Genomic DNA, 16,320 nt, shown 5'->3' with positions numbered 1-16,320 from the left:
TGGTCGTGGTCGCCGGGCCCGATCCGGCGCTGGTCGACCACTGCCTGCGGGAGCTCGGCATCACCCGGATCCCGCTGGTCGTGCTGACCCACTTCCATGCCGATCACGTCACCGGACTGCCCGGCGTGCTGAGAGACCGCTCGGTGGGCGCGATCGAGACGACCGGCTTCGAAGAGCCCGTGGAACAGGCCGAGTTCGTACGGAGGGAGGCGGTGCGACGGCACATCCCGCTCAGCCACGCCGTCGCCGGGGAGGAGCGGCGCACCGGCGCACTGTCCTGGCGGGTGCTGTGGCCGCCGCCGAGTGGGCCGGCACCCGAGCCGGACGGTCCCAACGACGCGAGTGTGGTCATGCTCGTGCACTCGGCCGGGCTGCGGCTGCTGCTGCTCGGAGACCTGGAACCCCCGGCCCAGCAGGCGCTGGCGAGATCCCCGGCGGCGGCCGAGCTGGCCGATGTGGACGTCCTCAAGGTCGCCCACCACGGCTCGGCCCACCAGGACCCGGACCTGATACGCCTGGTGGCCCCCCGGGTGGCGCTCGTCTCGGCGGGTGCCGGGAACCCGTACGGCCATCCCGCGCCCGGCACCGTGGCGACGCTGCGCGACGCAGGGGCGGCGGTGCTGCGCACGGACCGGGACGGGGCGCTCGCGGTCGTCGGGACGGGCGGGGCGGACGGGGAGGTGCGGGTGGCGCGAGACTGAGGGCATGAATTCAGCACAGGTTGACGCCTATCTCGGCCGCCTGGGCGCCCAGCGCCCGGCGTCGCCCACCGTCGAGGCCCTGCGCGAACTGCACCTGCGCCATCTGCGGGCGGTGCCCTTCGAGAATCTTGCGATCCACCTCGGTGAGGAGATCGTCCTGGAGGAGAAGCGGCTGCTGGACAAGGTGGTGGGGGCACGGCGGGGCGGATTCTGCTACGAACTGAACGGCGCCTTCGGAACGTTGCTCGCCGCACTCGGCTTCGACGTCGTCCTGCTCGCGGCACGGGTGTACGGGGACGAGGGGCGGCTCGGGATTCCGTACGACCATCTCGTACTGCGGGTGGGCACGGCGGGCGGGGGCGACTGGCTCGCCGATGTCGGGTTCGGGGCGCACAGCCACTATCCACTGGCGTTCGGGGAGCGAGGGGAGCAGGAGGATCCGGGAGGAACGTTCCGCATCGCCGGGGCCGGTCCGGACGCGGCCGGTGCGGTCGGCGCGGGCGGGCCGGACGGTGTAGCGGACCTGGACGTGGTGCGGAACGGGAAGTCCCAGTACCGCCTGGAGACCCGGCCCCGGGTGCTCGGCGACTTCGCGGCCGGGGCGTGGTGGCACAGCACCTCGCCCGCGTCGCACTTCACCCGGTCGCTGGTCTGCTCGCGGGTCACGGAGGACGGAGGAAGGATCACGCTCGGGGGGCGCGCGCTGACGGTGACGGGGGCCGACGGGACGAAGCAGGTGCGTGAACTGGGTACGGACGAGGAGGTGCTCGCCGTGTACCGGGACCGGTTCGGGATCGAGCTCGGCACCGTGCCGACGGTGCGCGGGACGGACCGGGCCGGCTGATCCGGGCGCCGGTTGCGACGGACGGGTCCCGGGGCGGCCGTGCCGAACCGGTGTCGGAGAATGACCTCGTGAGCGATGTGAGACATGTGCTGGTGCTGCCCGACCGCGATGCCGCGGAGGCGGCGGCGGAGGCGCTCGGGGAGCGGTTCGGGGTCGACGAGGAGCCGCAGTTGGTGCGCGACGCGCTGGCCGGTGAGGACGATGCCGAGGACGCGCAGTGGCTCCTGGTCCTGCGCGACGAGAAGGAGCGCCTCGACCCGCGGGAACTGGACGCGTTCGCGGGGGAGTGGGACGGCTGGCGCGAGGAGCCGTAGAGCCGCGTGGCGGCCGTGCCGCCGTCGCGCCCGGCACGGGCGGCCCGCGGCGCGGTCCGTTGTCAGTGGCGCGTGGGATGCTTGTCCCGATGGCCAGGAAGACTGCGAATGACGACCCTCTCGCCCCGGTGACGCTCGCCGTGGGCCAGGAGGACCTCCTGCTCGACCGTGCCGTACAGGAGGTGGTGGCCGCCGCCAGGGCCGCCGATGCCGACACGGACGTGCGTGACCTGACCCCGGACCAGCTGCAGCCCGGCACGCTCGCCGAGCTGACCAGCCCGTCGCTCTTCGCGGAGCGCAAGGTCGTGGTCGTACGCAATGCGCAGGACCTGTCCGCCGACACGATCAAGGACGTGAAGGCGTATCTCGGGGCGCCCGCGGAGGAGATCACCCTCGTCCTGCTGCACGCGGGCGCGGCCAAGGGCAAGGGCCTGCTCGACGCGGCGCGCAAGGCGGGCGCCCGGGAGGTGGCCTGCCCGAAGATGACCAAGCCGGCGGACCGCCTCGCGTTCGTGCGGAGCGAGTTCCGCGGGCTCGGCCGGTCGGCCACGCCCGAGGCGTGCCAGGCGTTGGTCGACGCGATCGGAAGCGATCTGCGGGAGCTGGCGTCGGCGGTGACGCAGCTCGTCGCCGACGTCGAGGGGACGATCGACGAGGCCGTCGTCGGGCGGTACTACACCGGTCGTGCCGAGGCCTCCAGTTTCACGGTCGCCGACCGGGCCGTCGAGGGCCGCACGGCGGAGGCGCTGGAGGCGCTGCGCTGGTCGCTGGCGACCGGCGTGGCGCCGGTTCTGATCACCAGCGCGCTGGCCCAGGGGGTGCGGGCGATCGGGAAGCTGTCGTCCGCGCGTGGCGGCCGGCCCGCCGATCTCGCGCGGGAGCTGGGCATGCCGCCGTGGAAGATCGACCGGGTCCGGCAGCAGATGCGGGGTTGGACACCGGACGGGGTCGCGATCGCGCTGCGGGCGGTGGCCGAGGCCGACGCGGGGGTGAAGGGCGGCGGGGACGACCCCGAGTACGCGCTGGAGAAGGCGGTGGTGACGATCGCGCGCGCCGCCCGGTCCCGGGGGCGCTGAGACAGCGGGGCAGGACGTTCTCCGTGCCGTACGCCCTTGTCCGGCCCCGGGCCGGGACGACGTCCGGGCATGCCGAAGGCTCCGGCGCCCGCCCTGGGGAAGGGCGGACCGGAGCCTTCGGTTCAAGCTGGTGAGCTCATACCCGCGTGGCGAACGCAGGCCGCGTATGAGCTCGGGCTGCCGGACGGGAGCGGATGAGAGAGGGCCCGCTCTTGATCCCTCCGGCGGTCAAGTCGGAGTGTGACTCAGCCCTTGAGAGAAGCGACCTTGGAAGCCAGCGCCGACTTCTTGTTGGCGGCCTGGTTCTTGTGGATGACGCCCTTCGAGACGGCCTTGTCGAGCTGACGCGCGGCAGCGCGCTGGTACTCGGTGGCCTTCTCGACGTCACCCGCGGCAGCGGCCTCACGGGCCTTGCGGATCGCGGTCTTCAGAGAGGACTTGACGGCCTTGTTGCGCAGCCGGGCCTTCTCGTTGGTCTTGATCCGCTTGATCTGGGACTTGATGTTCGCCACGAATGAGCCTTTTCAGGTTCTGGCACGGGGCCGCACGGGTCCCGTACCGATGATTTCTTGAAGATGTGCCTCGCGCTGAGAGGGCATGAGACACAGCCACCCAGGGTACCAGCGGCTCCCCGAGCGGCCCAAACCGGCCCTCGGTCCGCGCCCGTGGGACCATGGAGACTACGTATCGATCCGACCCGAGGCATAAGGCGCCTCAAGAGACAGGACCCTGCGTGCCCGCGACCCCTAAGAATGTGCCCGAGCCGAGCCGTACCGAACCGGCTCTGATCCGCAATTTCTGCATCATCGCGCACATCGACCACGGCAAGTCCACGCTCGCCGACCGGATGCTCCAGCTGACCGGTGTGGTCGAGCAGCGGCAGATGCGTGCTCAGTACCTCGACCGGATGGACATCGAGCGCGAGCGCGGCATCACGATCAAGTCCCAGGCGGTGCGTCTGCCCTGGGCCCCGACCGAGGGCCCCGACCAGGGCACGACCCACATCCTCAACATGATCGACACCCCGGGGCACGTCGACTTCACGTACGAGGTCTCACGGTCGCTCGCGGCCTGTGAGGGGACCGTCCTCCTCGTCGACGCCGCCCAGGGGATCGAGGCCCAGACCCTCGCCAACCTCTACCTGGCGATGGAGAACGACCTCACGATCATCCCCGTACTGAACAAGATCGACCTGCCGGCCGCGCAGCCCGAGAAGTTCGCCGAGGAGCTGGCCAACCTGGTCGGCTGCGACCCCGACGACGTGCTGCGGGTCTCCGCCAAGACCGGTCTCGGCGTCGACGCGCTGCTCGACAGGGTGGTCCGGGACATCCCGGCGCCGGTCGGGGTCAAGGACGCGCCCGCCCGAGCGATGATCTTCGACTCCGTGTACGACTCGTACCGGGGCGTGGTCACGTACGTCCGTGTCATCGACGGTCAGCTCAACAAGCGCGAGCGGATCAAGATGATGTCCACGGGAGCCACGCACGAATTGCTGGAGATCGGCACCAACTCGCCCGAGATGCTGGCGGCCGACGGTCTCGGCGTCGGCGAGGTGGGCTATCTGATCACGGGTGTGAAGGACGTCCGCCAGTCCAAGGTCGGTGACACCGTCACCAGCCAGGTCAAGGGCGCCACGGAGGCCCTGGGCGGGTACAAGGACCCCAAGCCCATGGTCTTCTCCGGCCTGTATCCGCTGGACGGCTCGGACTACCCCGAGCTGCGCGAGGCCCTGGACAAGCTGCAGCTCAACGACGCCGCGCTGGTGTACGAGCCGGAGACCTCGGCGGCCCTCGGTTTCGGCTTCCGCGTCGGCTTCCTCGGGCTGCTGCACCTCGACGTGATCCGCGAGCGACTGGAGCGCGAGTTCGGGCTCGACCTGATCGCCACCGCGCCCAACGTGGTCTACCGCGTGGTCATGGAGGACCGCAGCGAGCACATCGTCACCAACCCGAGCGAATTCCCCGAAGGCAAGATCGGCGAGGTGTACGAGCCGGTCGTGCGTGCCACGATCCTGGCGCCGACCGAGTTCATCGGCTCGATCATGGAGCTGTGCCAGACCAGGCGCGGCACCCTCCTCGGCATGGACTACCTCTCCGAGGACCGGGTCGAGATCCGCTACACGCTGCCGCTCGCCGAGATCGTCTTCGACTTCTTCGACCAGCTGAAGTCGAAGACGCGTGGTTACGCGTCGCTGGACTACGAGCCCACCGGCGAGCAGACCTCCAGCCTGGTCAAGGTCGACATCCTGCTGCACGGCGACAAGGTGGACGCCTTCTCGGCGATCACCCACAAGGACGCCGCGTACGCGTACGGGGTACGGCTCGTCGCCAAGCTGCGCGAGCTCATCCCGCGGCAGGCCTTCGAGGTGCCGGTGCAGGCCGCCATCGGCTCCCGGGTGATCGCCCGCGAGACCATCCGCGCCATCCGCAAGGACGTCCTCGCCAAGTGCTACGGCGGTGACATCTCCCGTAAGCGGAAGCTGCTGGAGAAGCAGAAGGAAGGCAAGAAGCGGATGAAGATGGTGGGTTCCGTGGAGGTTCCGCAGGAGGCCTTCATCGCGGTTCTCTCCAGCGATGACAGCGCGGGGTCGGCCAAGGGCAAGAAGTAACCGCCGATCACCAGCAGTAAGCGCGGTTGCGTCGGCAAACCGGGCGCAAGGGGGCTCGTCGTGCGAAAGTGCGGTGGGCCCCTCCGCATGCGGGTGGTCACTCTCTGGAGGAAGTGACAGGCCGCCGCCCCTTACGAACCGGCCGGTCGGGCTCTACTCTGATCTCTGCTCGATAGTTACTCGCGAGTTAAACAACAAGCGCTAACCACACCCGTGAGTTAACCCAGCCGCACTGAGCCAGCCGCACTGTCGCGGGCCCCGGAGGATGTCGTGAGCGACACACAGACCCTGATCGAGAACCGTCCGCCGTCCGTGGCGACTCTTTTCCTGGACCGCGTGGCGGCCACACCGGACGCAGAGGCCTACCGCTACCCGGTACCGGCCGCGTCCGGCCAGGGCCCGGACGACTGGAAGTCGCTGAGCTGGGGACAGGCCGCCGAGCGGGTCTACGCGATCGCGGCCGGGCTCATCGAGCTGGGCGTGCAGCCCGAGCAGCGCGTGGCCCTCGCCTCCTCGACCCGCGTCGAGTGGATCCTCGCCGACCTCGGCATCCTGTGCGCCGGTGCGGCCACGACGACCGTCTACCCGCAGACCAACGCCGACGAGTCCGCGTTCATCCTCTCCGACTCCGAGAGCCGGGTGCTGATCGCGGAGGACGCGGCCCAGCTCGCCAAGGCCGTGGAGAAGCGCGGTGAGCTGCCCGAGCTGACCCATGTGGTCGTCGTCGACCCGGCCGGCGTCGAGACCGGCGACTGGGTGCTCACCCTCGCCGAGCTGGAGCAGCGCGGCGCCGCGTACCTGGAGAAGCACCCGCAGCTGATCAAGGAGCGGGTGGCGGCGATCACCAAGGACCAGCTCGCCACCCTCATCTACACCTCCGGCACCACGGGCCGCCCCAAGGGTGTGCGTCTGCCGCAGGACAACTGGTCGTACATGGCGAAGGCGATCGCCTCGACCGGACTCGTCGGCACGGATGACGTGCAGTACCTGTGGCTGCCCCTCGCCCACGTCTTCGGCAAGGTGCTCACCTCCGGCCAGATCGAGGTCGGACACGTCACCGCGGTCGACGGCCGGGTCGACAAGATCATCGAGAATCTGCCGGTGGTCCAGCCGACGTACATGGCGGCCGTGCCGCGCATCTTCGAGAAGGTCTACAACGGGGTCGCGGCGAAGGCCCGTGCGGGCGGAGCGGCCAAGTACAAGATCTTCCAGTGGGCCGCCGAGGTCGCCCGCGAGTACGCCAAGGCCAGCCAGGACAACTTCCGGCGCACCGGCACGGCGACCGTGCCCTTCGGCCTCTCGGCCAAGCACAAGGTCGCGGACACCCTCGTCTACTCCAAGCTGCGCGAGGCCTTCGGTGGCCGGCTGCGAGCCTGCGTCTCCGGCTCCGCGGCCCTGGCGCCCGAGATCGGCTACTTCTTCGCCGGCGCCGGCGTGCACATCCTGGAGGGCTACGGCCTCACCGAGTCCTCCGCGGCCTCCTTCGTCAACCCCGGCGAGGCCTACCGCACCGGCACGGTCGGCAAGCCGGTGCCCGGCTGCGAGGTGCGCATCGCGGACGACGGCGAGATCCTGCTGCGCGGCCCGGGCATCATGCAGGGCTACCACGGGCTGCCGGAGAAGACCGCGGAGGTCCTGGAGGCGGACGGCTGGTTCCACACCGGCGACATCGGCGAGCTGTCCCCCGACGGCTACCTGCGCATCACCGACCGCAAGAAGGACCTGATCAAGACGTCCGGCGGCAAGTACATCGCGCCCGCCGAGGTCGAGGGCCAGTTCAAGGCGGTGTGCCCGTACGTCTCCAACATCCTGGTGCACGGCGCGGACCGGAACTTCTGCACCGCCCTCATCGCCCTCGACGAGGTCGCCATCCTCGACTGGGCGAAGGACAACGGCCTGGCGGGCAAGTCCTACGCCGAGGTCGTCGCCGCGCCCGCCACGGTCGAGCTGGTCGACGGCTACGTCAAGCAGCTCAACGAGGGCCTGCAGCGCTGGCAGACCATCAAGAAGTTCCGCCTCCTCCCGCGCGACCTCGACGTCGAACACGGCGAGATCACCCCGAGCCTGAAGCTCAAGCGCCCGGTGGTGGAGCGCGAGTACAAGCACCTGATCGACGAGATGTACTCGGGCACGCGCGAGGCGTAGGTCCTGGCCGGGCGGTTGGCACGCGCGTGTGGTTCGTCTGCCGGGCGGGTGGCGGGCGTGTCTCTGCCGGGGGTGCGGGGTCGCCTTCCGCGGGGTCGCCTCACGCGAGTGTTGCGGCCGGGCGCCTGATCGACGAGGTGTACTCGGGCACGCGCGAGGCGTAGGCCTGGGCCGGGCGGTTGTCGCGCGCGGCCCGATCGGGTCCCTGGCAGGGGCGGAGTCCTAGTGGGCCCGCCCCTGCCGTCCTATCAGCTCGACCAGTTGCTGGAGCTCCTGGACCCGGCCGCGGGCCTCCGGGAGGTTCAGGGGGTCGTCGGCCAGGAGCTTTTCCAGGGCCGCCAGGTGGGTGGCCACCTGGGCGCAGTTGGCCTGCTCCTGGGAGAGCAGGCGTTCCAGCTGGCGGTTCTTGCGGTGGAGGTCCAGGAACACGGAGACCTTGGCGCGCAGGACCCACGGGTCGAAGGGCTTGGTCAGGAAGTCGGCGGCGCCCGTGGCATAGCCGCGGAAGGCGTAGCCCGCGTCGTCGTCCGCGCCGGTCAGGAAGATGATCGGGATGTCCTTGGTCTGGTCGAGCCGCTTGATGTTCGCGGCCGTCTCGAAGCCGTCCATGCCCGGCATGCGGATGTCCAGGAGGACCACGGCGAACCGCTGCCGCAGCAGCGCCTTCATCGCCTCCTCGCCCGAACGCGCTCGCACGAGCGGTTGGTTGAGGGACCCCAGGACGGCCTCCAGCGCGATCAGGTTGTCCTCCATGTCGTCCACGAGGAGGATCCCGGCGCGCTCGCCGGTCGTTGCCTCAGCGCTCACGGTGACGGTGCCTCACTTGGTCTGTTCCTCTGCGGCCGGCTCCTCGCCCTCCGTGGCGTCGGGGTCCAGGAGCGCGCACACGACGGTCAGCAGCCGGTCGACGTCCACCGGTTTGGGCACGTAGTCGTTGGCGCCACGGGCCATCGACTTGTCCCGGTCCCCGGGCATCGCCTTGGCCGTCAGCGCGACGATCGGCAGCCCGGCCCAGCGCGGGGTGCGGCGGATGGCGGAGATGGTCTCGTAGCCGTCCATCTCCGGCATCATGATGTCCATCAGGACCAGTTCGACGTCCGGGTTGCGTTCCAGGGTCTCGATGCCCTCCCGGCCGTTCTCCGCGTAGAGGACGGGCATGCCCACTCGGCCCAGGACATGGGTGAGTGCGAAGACGTTGCGGATGTCGTCGTCCACGATGAGCACCCGCCGGCCGGGCAGCACCTGGCCCGCGCGACCCGACTTCCAGGCCTCCAGCTTGGTGGGCGCCGGCCAGGAGTCGTCCGTGTCATGGGCCGCGGGGTAAGGCTCGGCGGCCGGCTGCGCGGGGATCGTGACGGTCGTACGTTCCTCGGGCACCGGTCCGGGCGCCGGGTGACCGGGGCTGAGGACGGGGACGTACAGGGTGAACGTGGAGCCCCGGCCCGGCTCGCTCTCCGCGACGATACGGCCGCCCAGCAGGCCCGCGATCTCCCGGCTGATGGACAGTCCCAGCCCGGTGCCGCCGTACTTGCGGTTGGTCGTGCCGTCCGCCTGCTGGAACGCCTCGAAGATCACCGGGAGTTTCTCGGCGGCGATCCCGATGCCGGTGTCCGAGACCGCGAAGGCGATCACCTCGCCGCTGTCGCGGACGTAGTGGTGCTCCGGGTCCTTCACCCGGTTCACCCGCAGCTCCACCCGGCCCGTCGCGGTGAACTTGATCGCGTTGGACAGCAGGTTGCGCAGGATCTGCTGCAGGCGCTGCTCGTCCGAGTACATCTCCCGCGGCACGTCCTCGCCGACCGACACCTCGAAGGCGAGCCCCCGGTCCAGGGTGAGCGGCCGGAAGGTCGCGTGCACGTAGTCCAGCAGCTTGATCAACGGCAGTCGCTTCGGGCGTACGTCCATCCGGCCCGCCTCGATCTTCGACAGGTCCAGGATGTCGTTGATCAGCTGGAGCAGGTCCGAGCCCGAGCGGTGGATCGTCGTCGCGAACTGCACCTCCTGTTCGGAGAGATGGCTGTCCGGGTTGTCCGAGAGCAGCCTCGCCAGGATCAGCAGGGAGTTCAGCGGCGTCCGGAGCTCGTGGGACATGTTCGCCAGGAACTCCGACTTGTACTGCGACGACGTCGCGAGCAGCGCCGCCTTCTCCTCCAGTTCCGCGTTGGAGCGCTGCAACTCGGCCTGCTGCTTCTGGAGTTCGTCCGAGCGCTCCTGGAGCTGCATCGCGAGGCGCTGGGACTCGCCGAGCAGGGACTCGGTGCGGGAGTTGGCGATGATCGTGTTGATGGCGACGCCGATGGTGTTCACGAACTGGTCGAAGAACGCCAGGTGCACGTCGGAGAAGCGGGAGAACGAGGCCAGCTCGATCACCCCGAGGAGCTTGTCCTCGAACAGGATCGGGATGATGACGATCGTCGTGGGGGCGGCCTCCCCGAGCCCGCTGTTGATCTTGATGTAGTCGGGCGGGGCCTCCTCCACCAGGATCCGCTTCTTCTCCCGGGCCGCCTGCCGGACCAGGCCGTGCACCGGGAGGCCGCCCGTCTCCACGGTCGCCCCCTGCGCCGCGCCGTAACCGGCGATGAACGCCAGCCCCTTCGCCGGCTCGGCCGTACGCAGCGAGGAGCCGTCCTCGTCCGGGTCGGCCAGGAAGAACGCGCCGTACTGGGCGTTCACCAGCGGCGTCAGCTCGCGCAGGATCAGATCGGCGACCTCCATCAGGTCGCGGTGGCCCTGCATCAGCGCGGCGAGACGGGCCAGGTTGGACTCCAGCCAGTCCTTCGCGCGTGTCGTCTCCCGCAGGTTGGCCACCATCAGGTTGATGTTGTCCTTCAGCTCCGCGACCTCGCCGCGTGCCTCGACGGTGATCGAGCGGGACATGTCGCCCTGCGCGACGGCGGAGGCGACCTCGGCGATCGCGCGGACCTGGGTGGTGAGGTTGAGGGCGAGTTCGTTCACGTTCGTCGTCAGGCGCTTCCAGGTGCCGTACACGCCCTCGACCCGGGCCTGCCCGCCGAGCTGCCCCTCGCTGCCCACCTCGCGGGCCACGCGCGTCACCTCCGAGGAGAAGGAGGACAGCGTGTCCACCATCGTGTTGATGGTGGTCTTCAGCTCCAGGATCTCGCCGCGCGCGTCCACGTCGATCTTCTTCGACAGGTCGCCCTTGGCGACCGCGGTCGTCACCTGGGCGATGTTGCGGACCTGGGAGGTCAGGTTCAGTGCCATGAAGTTGACGTTGTCGGTGAGGTCCTTCCAGACGCCGCTGGCGCCCCGTACCTGGGCCTGACCGCCGAGGTTGCCCTCGGTGCCGACCTCGCGGGCGACCCTGGTGACCTCGTCGGCGAAGGCGGAGAGCTGGTCGACCATCGTGTTGATCGTGGACTTCAGCTCCAGGATCTCGCCCTTGGCCTCCACCGTGATCTTCTTGCCGAGATCGCCCTGGGCCACGGCCGTCGAGACGAGGGCGATGTTGCGGACCTGTGAAGTCAGGTTGTCCGCCATGAAGTTGACGTTGTCGGTGAGGTCCTTCCAGACGCCGCTGACGCCGCGTACCTGGGCCCGGCCGCCCAGCTGCCCTTCCGTGCCGACCTCGCGGGCCACCCTGGTGACCTCGTCGGCGAAGGCGGAGAGCTGGTCCACCATGGTGTTGACGGTGAGCTTCAGCTCCAGCAGTTCCCCGGTCGCCTCGACCGTCACCGTGCGGGTCAGGTCGCCGCGGGCCACCGACGTGGTCACCAGGGCGATGTCGCGGACCTGGGCGGTCAGCCGGGCCGCCATCGTGTTGACCGCCTCGGTCACGTCCCGCCAGCTTCCGGACAGGCCCCGCACCTTGGCCCGCCCGCCGAGCCGTCCCTCGGTGCCGACCTCGCGGGCCACCCGGGTCACCTCGCCGGTGAACAGGGACAGCTGGTCGACCATCGTGTTCACGGCCCTGCCGAGCCGCCGCAGATCACCCCGTAACTGCCGGCTGCCGTCGTGCAGGTCGACCCGCTGCGTCAGGTCGCCGCCGGCCACCGCGTCCAGAACGCGTGTGGCGTTGGCCGCCGGGGCGACCAGCGCGTCCAGGATCTGGTTCACGTCGTTGACGCGGGACGTCCACGCGCCCTGGCCGGGGCTCGCCGATATCCGCTCGTCGAGCCGTCCGTGCCGCACCAGTTCGCGCTTCACCCGCCGCAGCTCCGAGTTGAAGTGCAGGCTCCGGTCGATGATCTGGTTGAAGACCGCGGCGAGTTCGGCGTCGATGCCGTGCCCGGTCTCCGGCACCTTGGCGAAGTCGCCGTCCCGTGCGGCGGTCATGGCGGCGAGCAGCGGCCGCAGCGCGGATGCTCGGAGTTGTTCCGGTTTCTGTCCGTCTTCGAGCACACGCGTAGCACTGTTCTCACTCATGGCGGCCCACTTCGGTAACTCGGTGCTTATGGGCGCAGCCAGTCTGTCACTCTGTCCGCATCGATCGAGGCGTATTCGTCCTAACTGCTCCGGGAGCTGGTGATGGGGGCCATACCGACGCGGCGGGAAACCGTTGCCCGTCTTCACGGTGTGCCCGCGCACCGGAGCACGGAAGAGCGTACGGAGGTGCGCGCGACGCTGCCCGGAAGCCCCCTGGCGCCGGGCTCCGCCCGCGCCCTGGTACGCGCCCTGCTCACCGAGTGGACCGACCTCGGCCTCGTCACCTCCGAGCGGCTCGCCGACGACGCCATGGTCGCGGTCAGCGAACTCGTCACCAACGCCGTCGTGCACGCGGGCACCGACGTCGAGCTGACCTGCCACCTGGAGGACGCCGGCGCGCTCGTCCTCGAGGTCACCGACCACCACCCCTCGCGCGCACCCCGCGACAACGGCACCGACGGGCCGTCCGGGACCCCGGAGTACGGCCGTGGCCTGCGCCTCGTGGCCACGCTCGCCGAGTCCTGGGGCGTCACCTACCGCACCGGCGCCAAGACCGTGTGGGCGCGGCTGCCCGCCGAGGGGAGCCCCGCCGCCGACGAGATCGAGGCGTACGCCGGGGAACTCGCCCTGGAACGCGGTCTGAGGGTCGCCGAGATCCTGGCGCCGGAGCCGCAGCGTGCCGAGCGGGACCGGGACTGGCTCGACCGGGGCGCGCTGTCCTTCCTCGCCGAGGCCTCCGACCTGCTGGCGGGGCAGCTCGACGAGAACCTGGTCGCCGCGCTCACCGGGCAGTTGATCGTGCCCCGGCTCGCCGACTGGTGCGCGGTGTGGCTGGAGGACGAGTCGACCGGGAGGTGGGGGACCCACCGCTCCGGCGGGGGCGGTGGCGGAGAGGGCTGGGGGGAGGGCAGCGGCGCGGCCTGGCCGCGCCTGGCCCGGGTCTGGCACGGCAGCGAGAACCGCATCGAGGAGCTGCGCCGGACCCTGGAGAAGGACCCGCCGCGGCCCCGGGACGGACTACGGTCCGGACCCGAGCCCTACCCCTGGCCGAGCGGGGCGCTCGGTCCGCAGGGCACCGACGGCACGGCGCTCGCCTACCGGCTGATCGCGGGCGGCCGTCCGCTGGGCACCCTGGTCATCGGGCGGTGCGGCCTGCTGAGTTTCCCGGACGAGATCACCGGGCTCGTCGAGGACCTCGGCCGCCGGGTGGCGCTCGCCATCGGCGCGGCCCGCCAGTACGCCCGCCAGGCCACCATCAGTGCCGTCCTGCAGCGCGGGCTGCTGCCCGGCGCGGTCGCCCAGATCCCCGGACTGAGCAGCGCCCTCGTCTACGAGCCGTGCGACAAGGGCGGCCCCAGCGGCGACTTCTACGACCTGTTCCCGGCGGGCGACGGCCGCTGGTGCTTCGCCGTCGGCGACGTCCAGGGCAAGGGCCCGGAGGCCGCCGTCGTCATCGGTCTCGCGCGGCCCTGGCTGCGGCTGCTGGCCCGCGAGGGCTACGGCGTCGCGGACGTGCTCGACCGCCTCAACCAGCTGCTCCTCGACGACGCCACCGAGGCCGCGGACGCGGCCGCCCGCGCGCTGGTCGCCGCCGGGGGCCGTCCCGTGACCTCCGGGGACGGCCCGCAGAACCGCTTCCTGTCCCTCCTCTACGGCGAGCTGGCGCCCTTCGACGGCGGGGTCCGCTGCACCCTCGCCTCGGCCGGCCACCCGCTGCCGCTGCTCCTCGGGCCCGACGGCGAGGTCCGCACCGCCGCGCAGCCGCAGACCCTGCTGGGGGTCGTCGAGGACGCCACGTACACCAGCGAGACCATCGAGCTGGGCCCCGGCGACAGCCTCCTCTGCGTCACCGACGGGGTCACCGAGCGGCGCTCCGGCTCCCGCCAGTTCGACGACGGCGACGGTCTCGCGCAGGCGCTCTCCGGGTGCGTGGGGCTGAGCGCCGAGCTGATCGCGGAGCGGATCAGACGGCTGGTGCACGAGTTCGGCGGCGGGGCGCCGGAGGACGATCTGGCGCTGCTGGTGCTGCAGGCGGAGTAACCGCCGCCGTACGGGACAATGGAGGACATGCCTTCCGCACTCCCCGACGGCGAGCCCGTCCCCGCCGACGGTGCGCTGCCCGCGTCCGCGCTCGCCGGGGCCGCCGACCGCCCCCTCGGCTTCTACCTGCACGTCCCGTACTGCGCGACCCGCTGCGGCTACTGCGACTTCAACACCTACACCGCCACCGAGCTGCGCGGCACCGGTGGTGTGCTCGCCTCACGCGACAACTACGCGGACACGCTGACCGACGAGATCCGCCTTGCCCGCAAGGTGCTCGGCGACGATCCGCGCGAGGTCCGCACGGTCTTCGTCGGCGGCGGCACGCCGACGCTGCTGGGCGCCGGTGACCTGGTACGGATGCTGGGGGCGATCCGCGACGAGTTCGGCCTGGCGGCCGACGCGGAGATCACGACGGAGGCGAACCCCGAGTCGGTGAACCCGGCCTACCTGGCCACGCTGCGCGAGGGCGGCTTCAACCGGATCTCCTTCGGCATGCAGAGCGCGAAGCAGCACGTGCTGAGGATCCTCGACCGCACGCACACCCCCGGCCGTCCCGAGGCGTGTGTCGCGGAGGCCCGTGCGGCGGGCTTCGAGCACGTCAACCTGGACCTGATCTACGGCACGCCCGGCGAGTCGGACGACGACTGGCGGGCCTCCCTGGACGCGGCGATCGGCGCCGGGCCCGACCATGTCTCGGCGTACGCCCTGATCGTCGAGGAGGGCACCCAGCTCGCCCGCCGCATCCGCCGGGGCGAGGTCCCGATGACGGACGACGACGTCCACGCGGACCGTTACCTGATCGCCGACGAGGCCCTGTCCGCGGCGGGCTTCGACTGGTACGAGGTCTCCAACTGGGCCACCTCGGAATCCGGCCGCTGCCTGCACAACGAGCTGTACTGGCGGGGCGCCGACTGGTGGGGCGCGGGGCCCGGGGCGCACTCGCACGTGGGCGGGGTGCGCTGGTGGAACGTGAAGCACCCGGGGGCGTACGCGGCGGCCCTGGCATCGGGGCGGGCGCCGGGCGCGGGCCGCGAGCTGCTGTCGGACGAGGACCGCCGGGTGGAGCGGATCCTGCTGGAGCTGCGGCTGCGGGAGGGGGTGCCGCTGGCGTTGCTGCGCGAGGAGGGGCTTGCCGCTTCCCGTCGGGCACTGGCGGAGGGGCTGCTGGAGAGCGGGCCGTACGAGGAGGGCCGGGCGGTACTCACGCTGCGGGGGCGGTTGCTGGCAGATGCGGTTGTGCGGGATCTGGTGGACTGATCACTCCAAGTTCGGAGCGCCACTGCCACCGGAGGAACTCGGGCTCGAACTGGACACCAGCGAGTTCGGAACGTTCCCCGACGTCAGGCCCCACCGCTGCCCGTGACGAAATCGATCAGCTCCTCCACCCTCCCGAGCAGCTCCGGCTCCAGATCCTTGTAGGACCGCACCCGCGACAGGATCCCCTGCCACGCCGCCCCCGTGTTCTCCGGCCACCCCAGCGCCCGGCACACCCCCGTCTTCCAGTCCTGCCCGCGCGGCACACGCGGCCACCCCGCGATCCCCAGTGAGGCGGGCTTCACGGCCTCCCAGATGTCGATGTACGGGTGGCCCACCACCAGCGCGTGCTCACTGGTCACCGACTGTGCGATGCGCCACTCCTTCGTGCCGGGGACCAGGTGGTCCACCAGGACACCGAGCCGCGCGTCCGGGCCGGGCGCGAAGTCGGCGACGATCGAGGGCAGGTCGTCGACGCCCTCCAGGTACTCCACGACCACGCCCTCGATGCGCAGGTCGTCGCCCCACACCTTCTCGACGAGTTCCGCGTCGTGCCGGCCCTCGACGTAGATGCGCCCGGCGCGGGCGACACGCGCGCGGGCACCGGGGACGGCGACCGAGCCGGAGGCGGTTCGGGTGGGACGCAGCGGAGCCGACGACGGCCGCACCAGCGTCACCACCCGTCCCTCCAGCAGAAAGCCCCGTGGCTCCAGCGGGAACACCCGGTGCTTGCCGAAGCGGTCCTCCAGGGTCACCGTGCCCGCCTCGCAGCGGATCACCGCGCCGCAGAACCCGGTCCCGGGCTCCTCCACCACCAGGCCGGGATCCGCCGGGACCTCGGGCACCGGCTGCGGCTTCTTCCACGGAGGGGTCAGGTCGGCGGAGTACTGGCGCATTCTGCCGACGATACGAGGAACCCGCGCGCCATGATCAGCGCGACACGCCGAAGTCC

General features: G+C 70.9%; 12 protein-coding genes. 8 read left to right on the top strand and 4 right to left on the bottom strand.

The window, feature by feature from the left end; translation table 11 throughout:
- The 4 genes from ACFW2E_RS06035 to holA form a co-directional block, all read left to right on the top strand.
- Positions 1-701: ComEC/Rec2 family competence protein (locus tag ACFW2E_RS06035; RefSeq protein ID WP_384462100.1), on the top strand; the 701-nt coding region annotated here is incomplete at its 5' end.
- 4 nt (positions 702-705) lie between these two features.
- A complete protein-coding gene (locus tag ACFW2E_RS06030) occupies positions 706-1,545 on the top strand; it encodes an arylamine N-acetyltransferase (RefSeq protein ID WP_384462097.1) in 840 nt (279 codons plus the stop codon).
- Between the two features lie 68 nt (positions 1,546-1,613).
- Positions 1,614-1,859: a hypothetical protein gene (locus ACFW2E_RS06025; RefSeq protein WP_384462094.1), complete on the top strand. Its 246-nt coding sequence runs from the start codon at positions 1,614-1,616 to the stop codon at positions 1,857-1,859.
- An 89-nt stretch (positions 1,860-1,948) separates the two neighbouring features.
- Entirely contained in the window at positions 1,949-2,935 is a 987-nt protein-coding gene (gene holA, locus ACFW2E_RS06020; RefSeq protein ID WP_384462091.1) for a DNA polymerase III subunit delta, read from the top strand.
- Positions 2,936-3,180: 245 nt separating this feature from the next.
- Here holA and rpsT read toward each other — a convergent pair whose 3' ends face one another.
- Positions 3,181-3,447: a 30S ribosomal protein S20 gene (gene rpsT / locus ACFW2E_RS06015; protein WP_015660447.1), complete on the bottom strand. Its 267-nt coding sequence runs from the start codon at positions 3,445-3,447 to the stop codon at positions 3,181-3,183.
- 221 nt (positions 3,448-3,668) lie between these two features.
- On the opposite strand from rpsT, the gene lepA reads away from it, so the two are divergent.
- Positions 3,669-5,543, top strand: a complete 1,875-nt coding sequence (gene lepA / locus ACFW2E_RS06010; protein ID WP_384462087.1) for a translation elongation factor 4 — start codon at positions 3,669-3,671, stop codon at positions 5,541-5,543.
- 270 nt (positions 5,544-5,813) lie between these two features.
- A complete protein-coding gene (locus ACFW2E_RS06005) occupies positions 5,814-7,688 on the top strand; it encodes an AMP-dependent synthetase/ligase (RefSeq protein WP_384462084.1) in 1,875 nt (624 codons plus the stop codon).
- A 222-nt stretch (positions 7,689-7,910) separates the two neighbouring features.
- On the opposite strand, the gene ACFW2E_RS06000 is transcribed toward ACFW2E_RS06005, so the two are convergent.
- Together ACFW2E_RS06000 and ACFW2E_RS05995 are read right to left on the bottom strand one after the other, a co-directional pair.
- Positions 7,911-8,495 carry a two-component system response regulator gene (locus ACFW2E_RS06000; protein WP_384462081.1) on the bottom strand — a complete coding sequence of 195 codons (585 nt, stop codon included), beginning with the start codon at positions 8,493-8,495 and terminating at the stop codon, positions 7,911-7,913.
- A gap of 12 nt (positions 8,496-8,507) precedes the next feature.
- A complete protein-coding gene (locus tag ACFW2E_RS05995; protein ID WP_384462078.1) occupies positions 8,508-12,071 on the bottom strand; it encodes a HAMP domain-containing protein in 3,564 nt (1,187 codons plus the stop codon).
- A gap of 102 nt (positions 12,072-12,173) precedes the next feature.
- On the opposite strand from ACFW2E_RS05995, the gene ACFW2E_RS05990 reads away from it, so the two are divergent.
- Positions 12,174-14,111, top strand: a complete 1,938-nt coding sequence (locus ACFW2E_RS05990; RefSeq protein ID WP_384462075.1) for a SpoIIE family protein phosphatase — start codon at positions 12,174-12,176, stop codon at positions 14,109-14,111.
- Positions 14,112-14,138: 27 nt separating this feature from the next.
- Positions 14,139-15,371 (top strand): radical SAM family heme chaperone HemW, encoded by a 1,233-nt coding sequence (gene hemW / locus ACFW2E_RS05985; protein WP_384462072.1) that lies wholly within the window; start codon positions 14,139-14,141, stop codon positions 15,369-15,371.
- Positions 15,372-15,454: 83 nt separating this feature from the next.
- On the opposite strand, the gene ACFW2E_RS05980 is transcribed toward hemW, so the two are convergent.
- Positions 15,455-16,264 carry a DUF3097 domain-containing protein gene (locus ACFW2E_RS05980; protein WP_384462070.1) on the bottom strand — a complete coding sequence of 270 codons (810 nt, stop codon included), beginning with the start codon at positions 16,262-16,264 and terminating at the stop codon, positions 15,455-15,457.
- Positions 16,265-16,320: the final 56 nt, after the last annotated feature.

This window comes from Streptomyces sp. NPDC058964 (assembly GCF_042741275.1).
GTDB lineage: Bacteria > Actinomycetota > Actinomycetes > Streptomycetales > Streptomycetaceae > Streptomyces.
Note: the sequence above shows the minus strand (reverse complement) of the source record. Positions and strands in the feature narration are given on the sequence as shown.

What these genes read in the sequence shown, in the direction of transcription:
- ACFW2E_RS06030 (WP_384462097.1), top strand. Translation starts at nt 706, where the DNA reads ATGAATTCAGCACAGGTTGACGCCTATCTCGGCCGCCTGGGCGCCCAG.
- holA (WP_384462091.1), top strand. Translation starts at nt 1,949, where the DNA reads ATGGCCAGGAAGACTGCGAATGACGACCCTCTCGCCCCGGTGACGCTC.
- ACFW2E_RS05995 (WP_384462078.1), bottom strand. Translation starts at nt 12,071, where the DNA reads ATGAGTGAGAACAGTGCTACGCGTGTGCTCGAAGACGGACAGAAACCG.
- ACFW2E_RS05990 (WP_384462075.1), top strand. Translation starts at nt 12,174, where the DNA reads ATGGGGGCCATACCGACGCGGCGGGAAACCGTTGCCCGTCTTCACGGT.
- hemW (WP_384462072.1), top strand. Translation starts at nt 14,139, where the DNA reads ATGCCTTCCGCACTCCCCGACGGCGAGCCCGTCCCCGCCGACGGTGCG.
- ACFW2E_RS05980 (WP_384462070.1), bottom strand. Translation starts at nt 16,264, where the DNA reads ATGCGCCAGTACTCCGCCGACCTGACCCCTCCGTGGAAGAAGCCGCAG.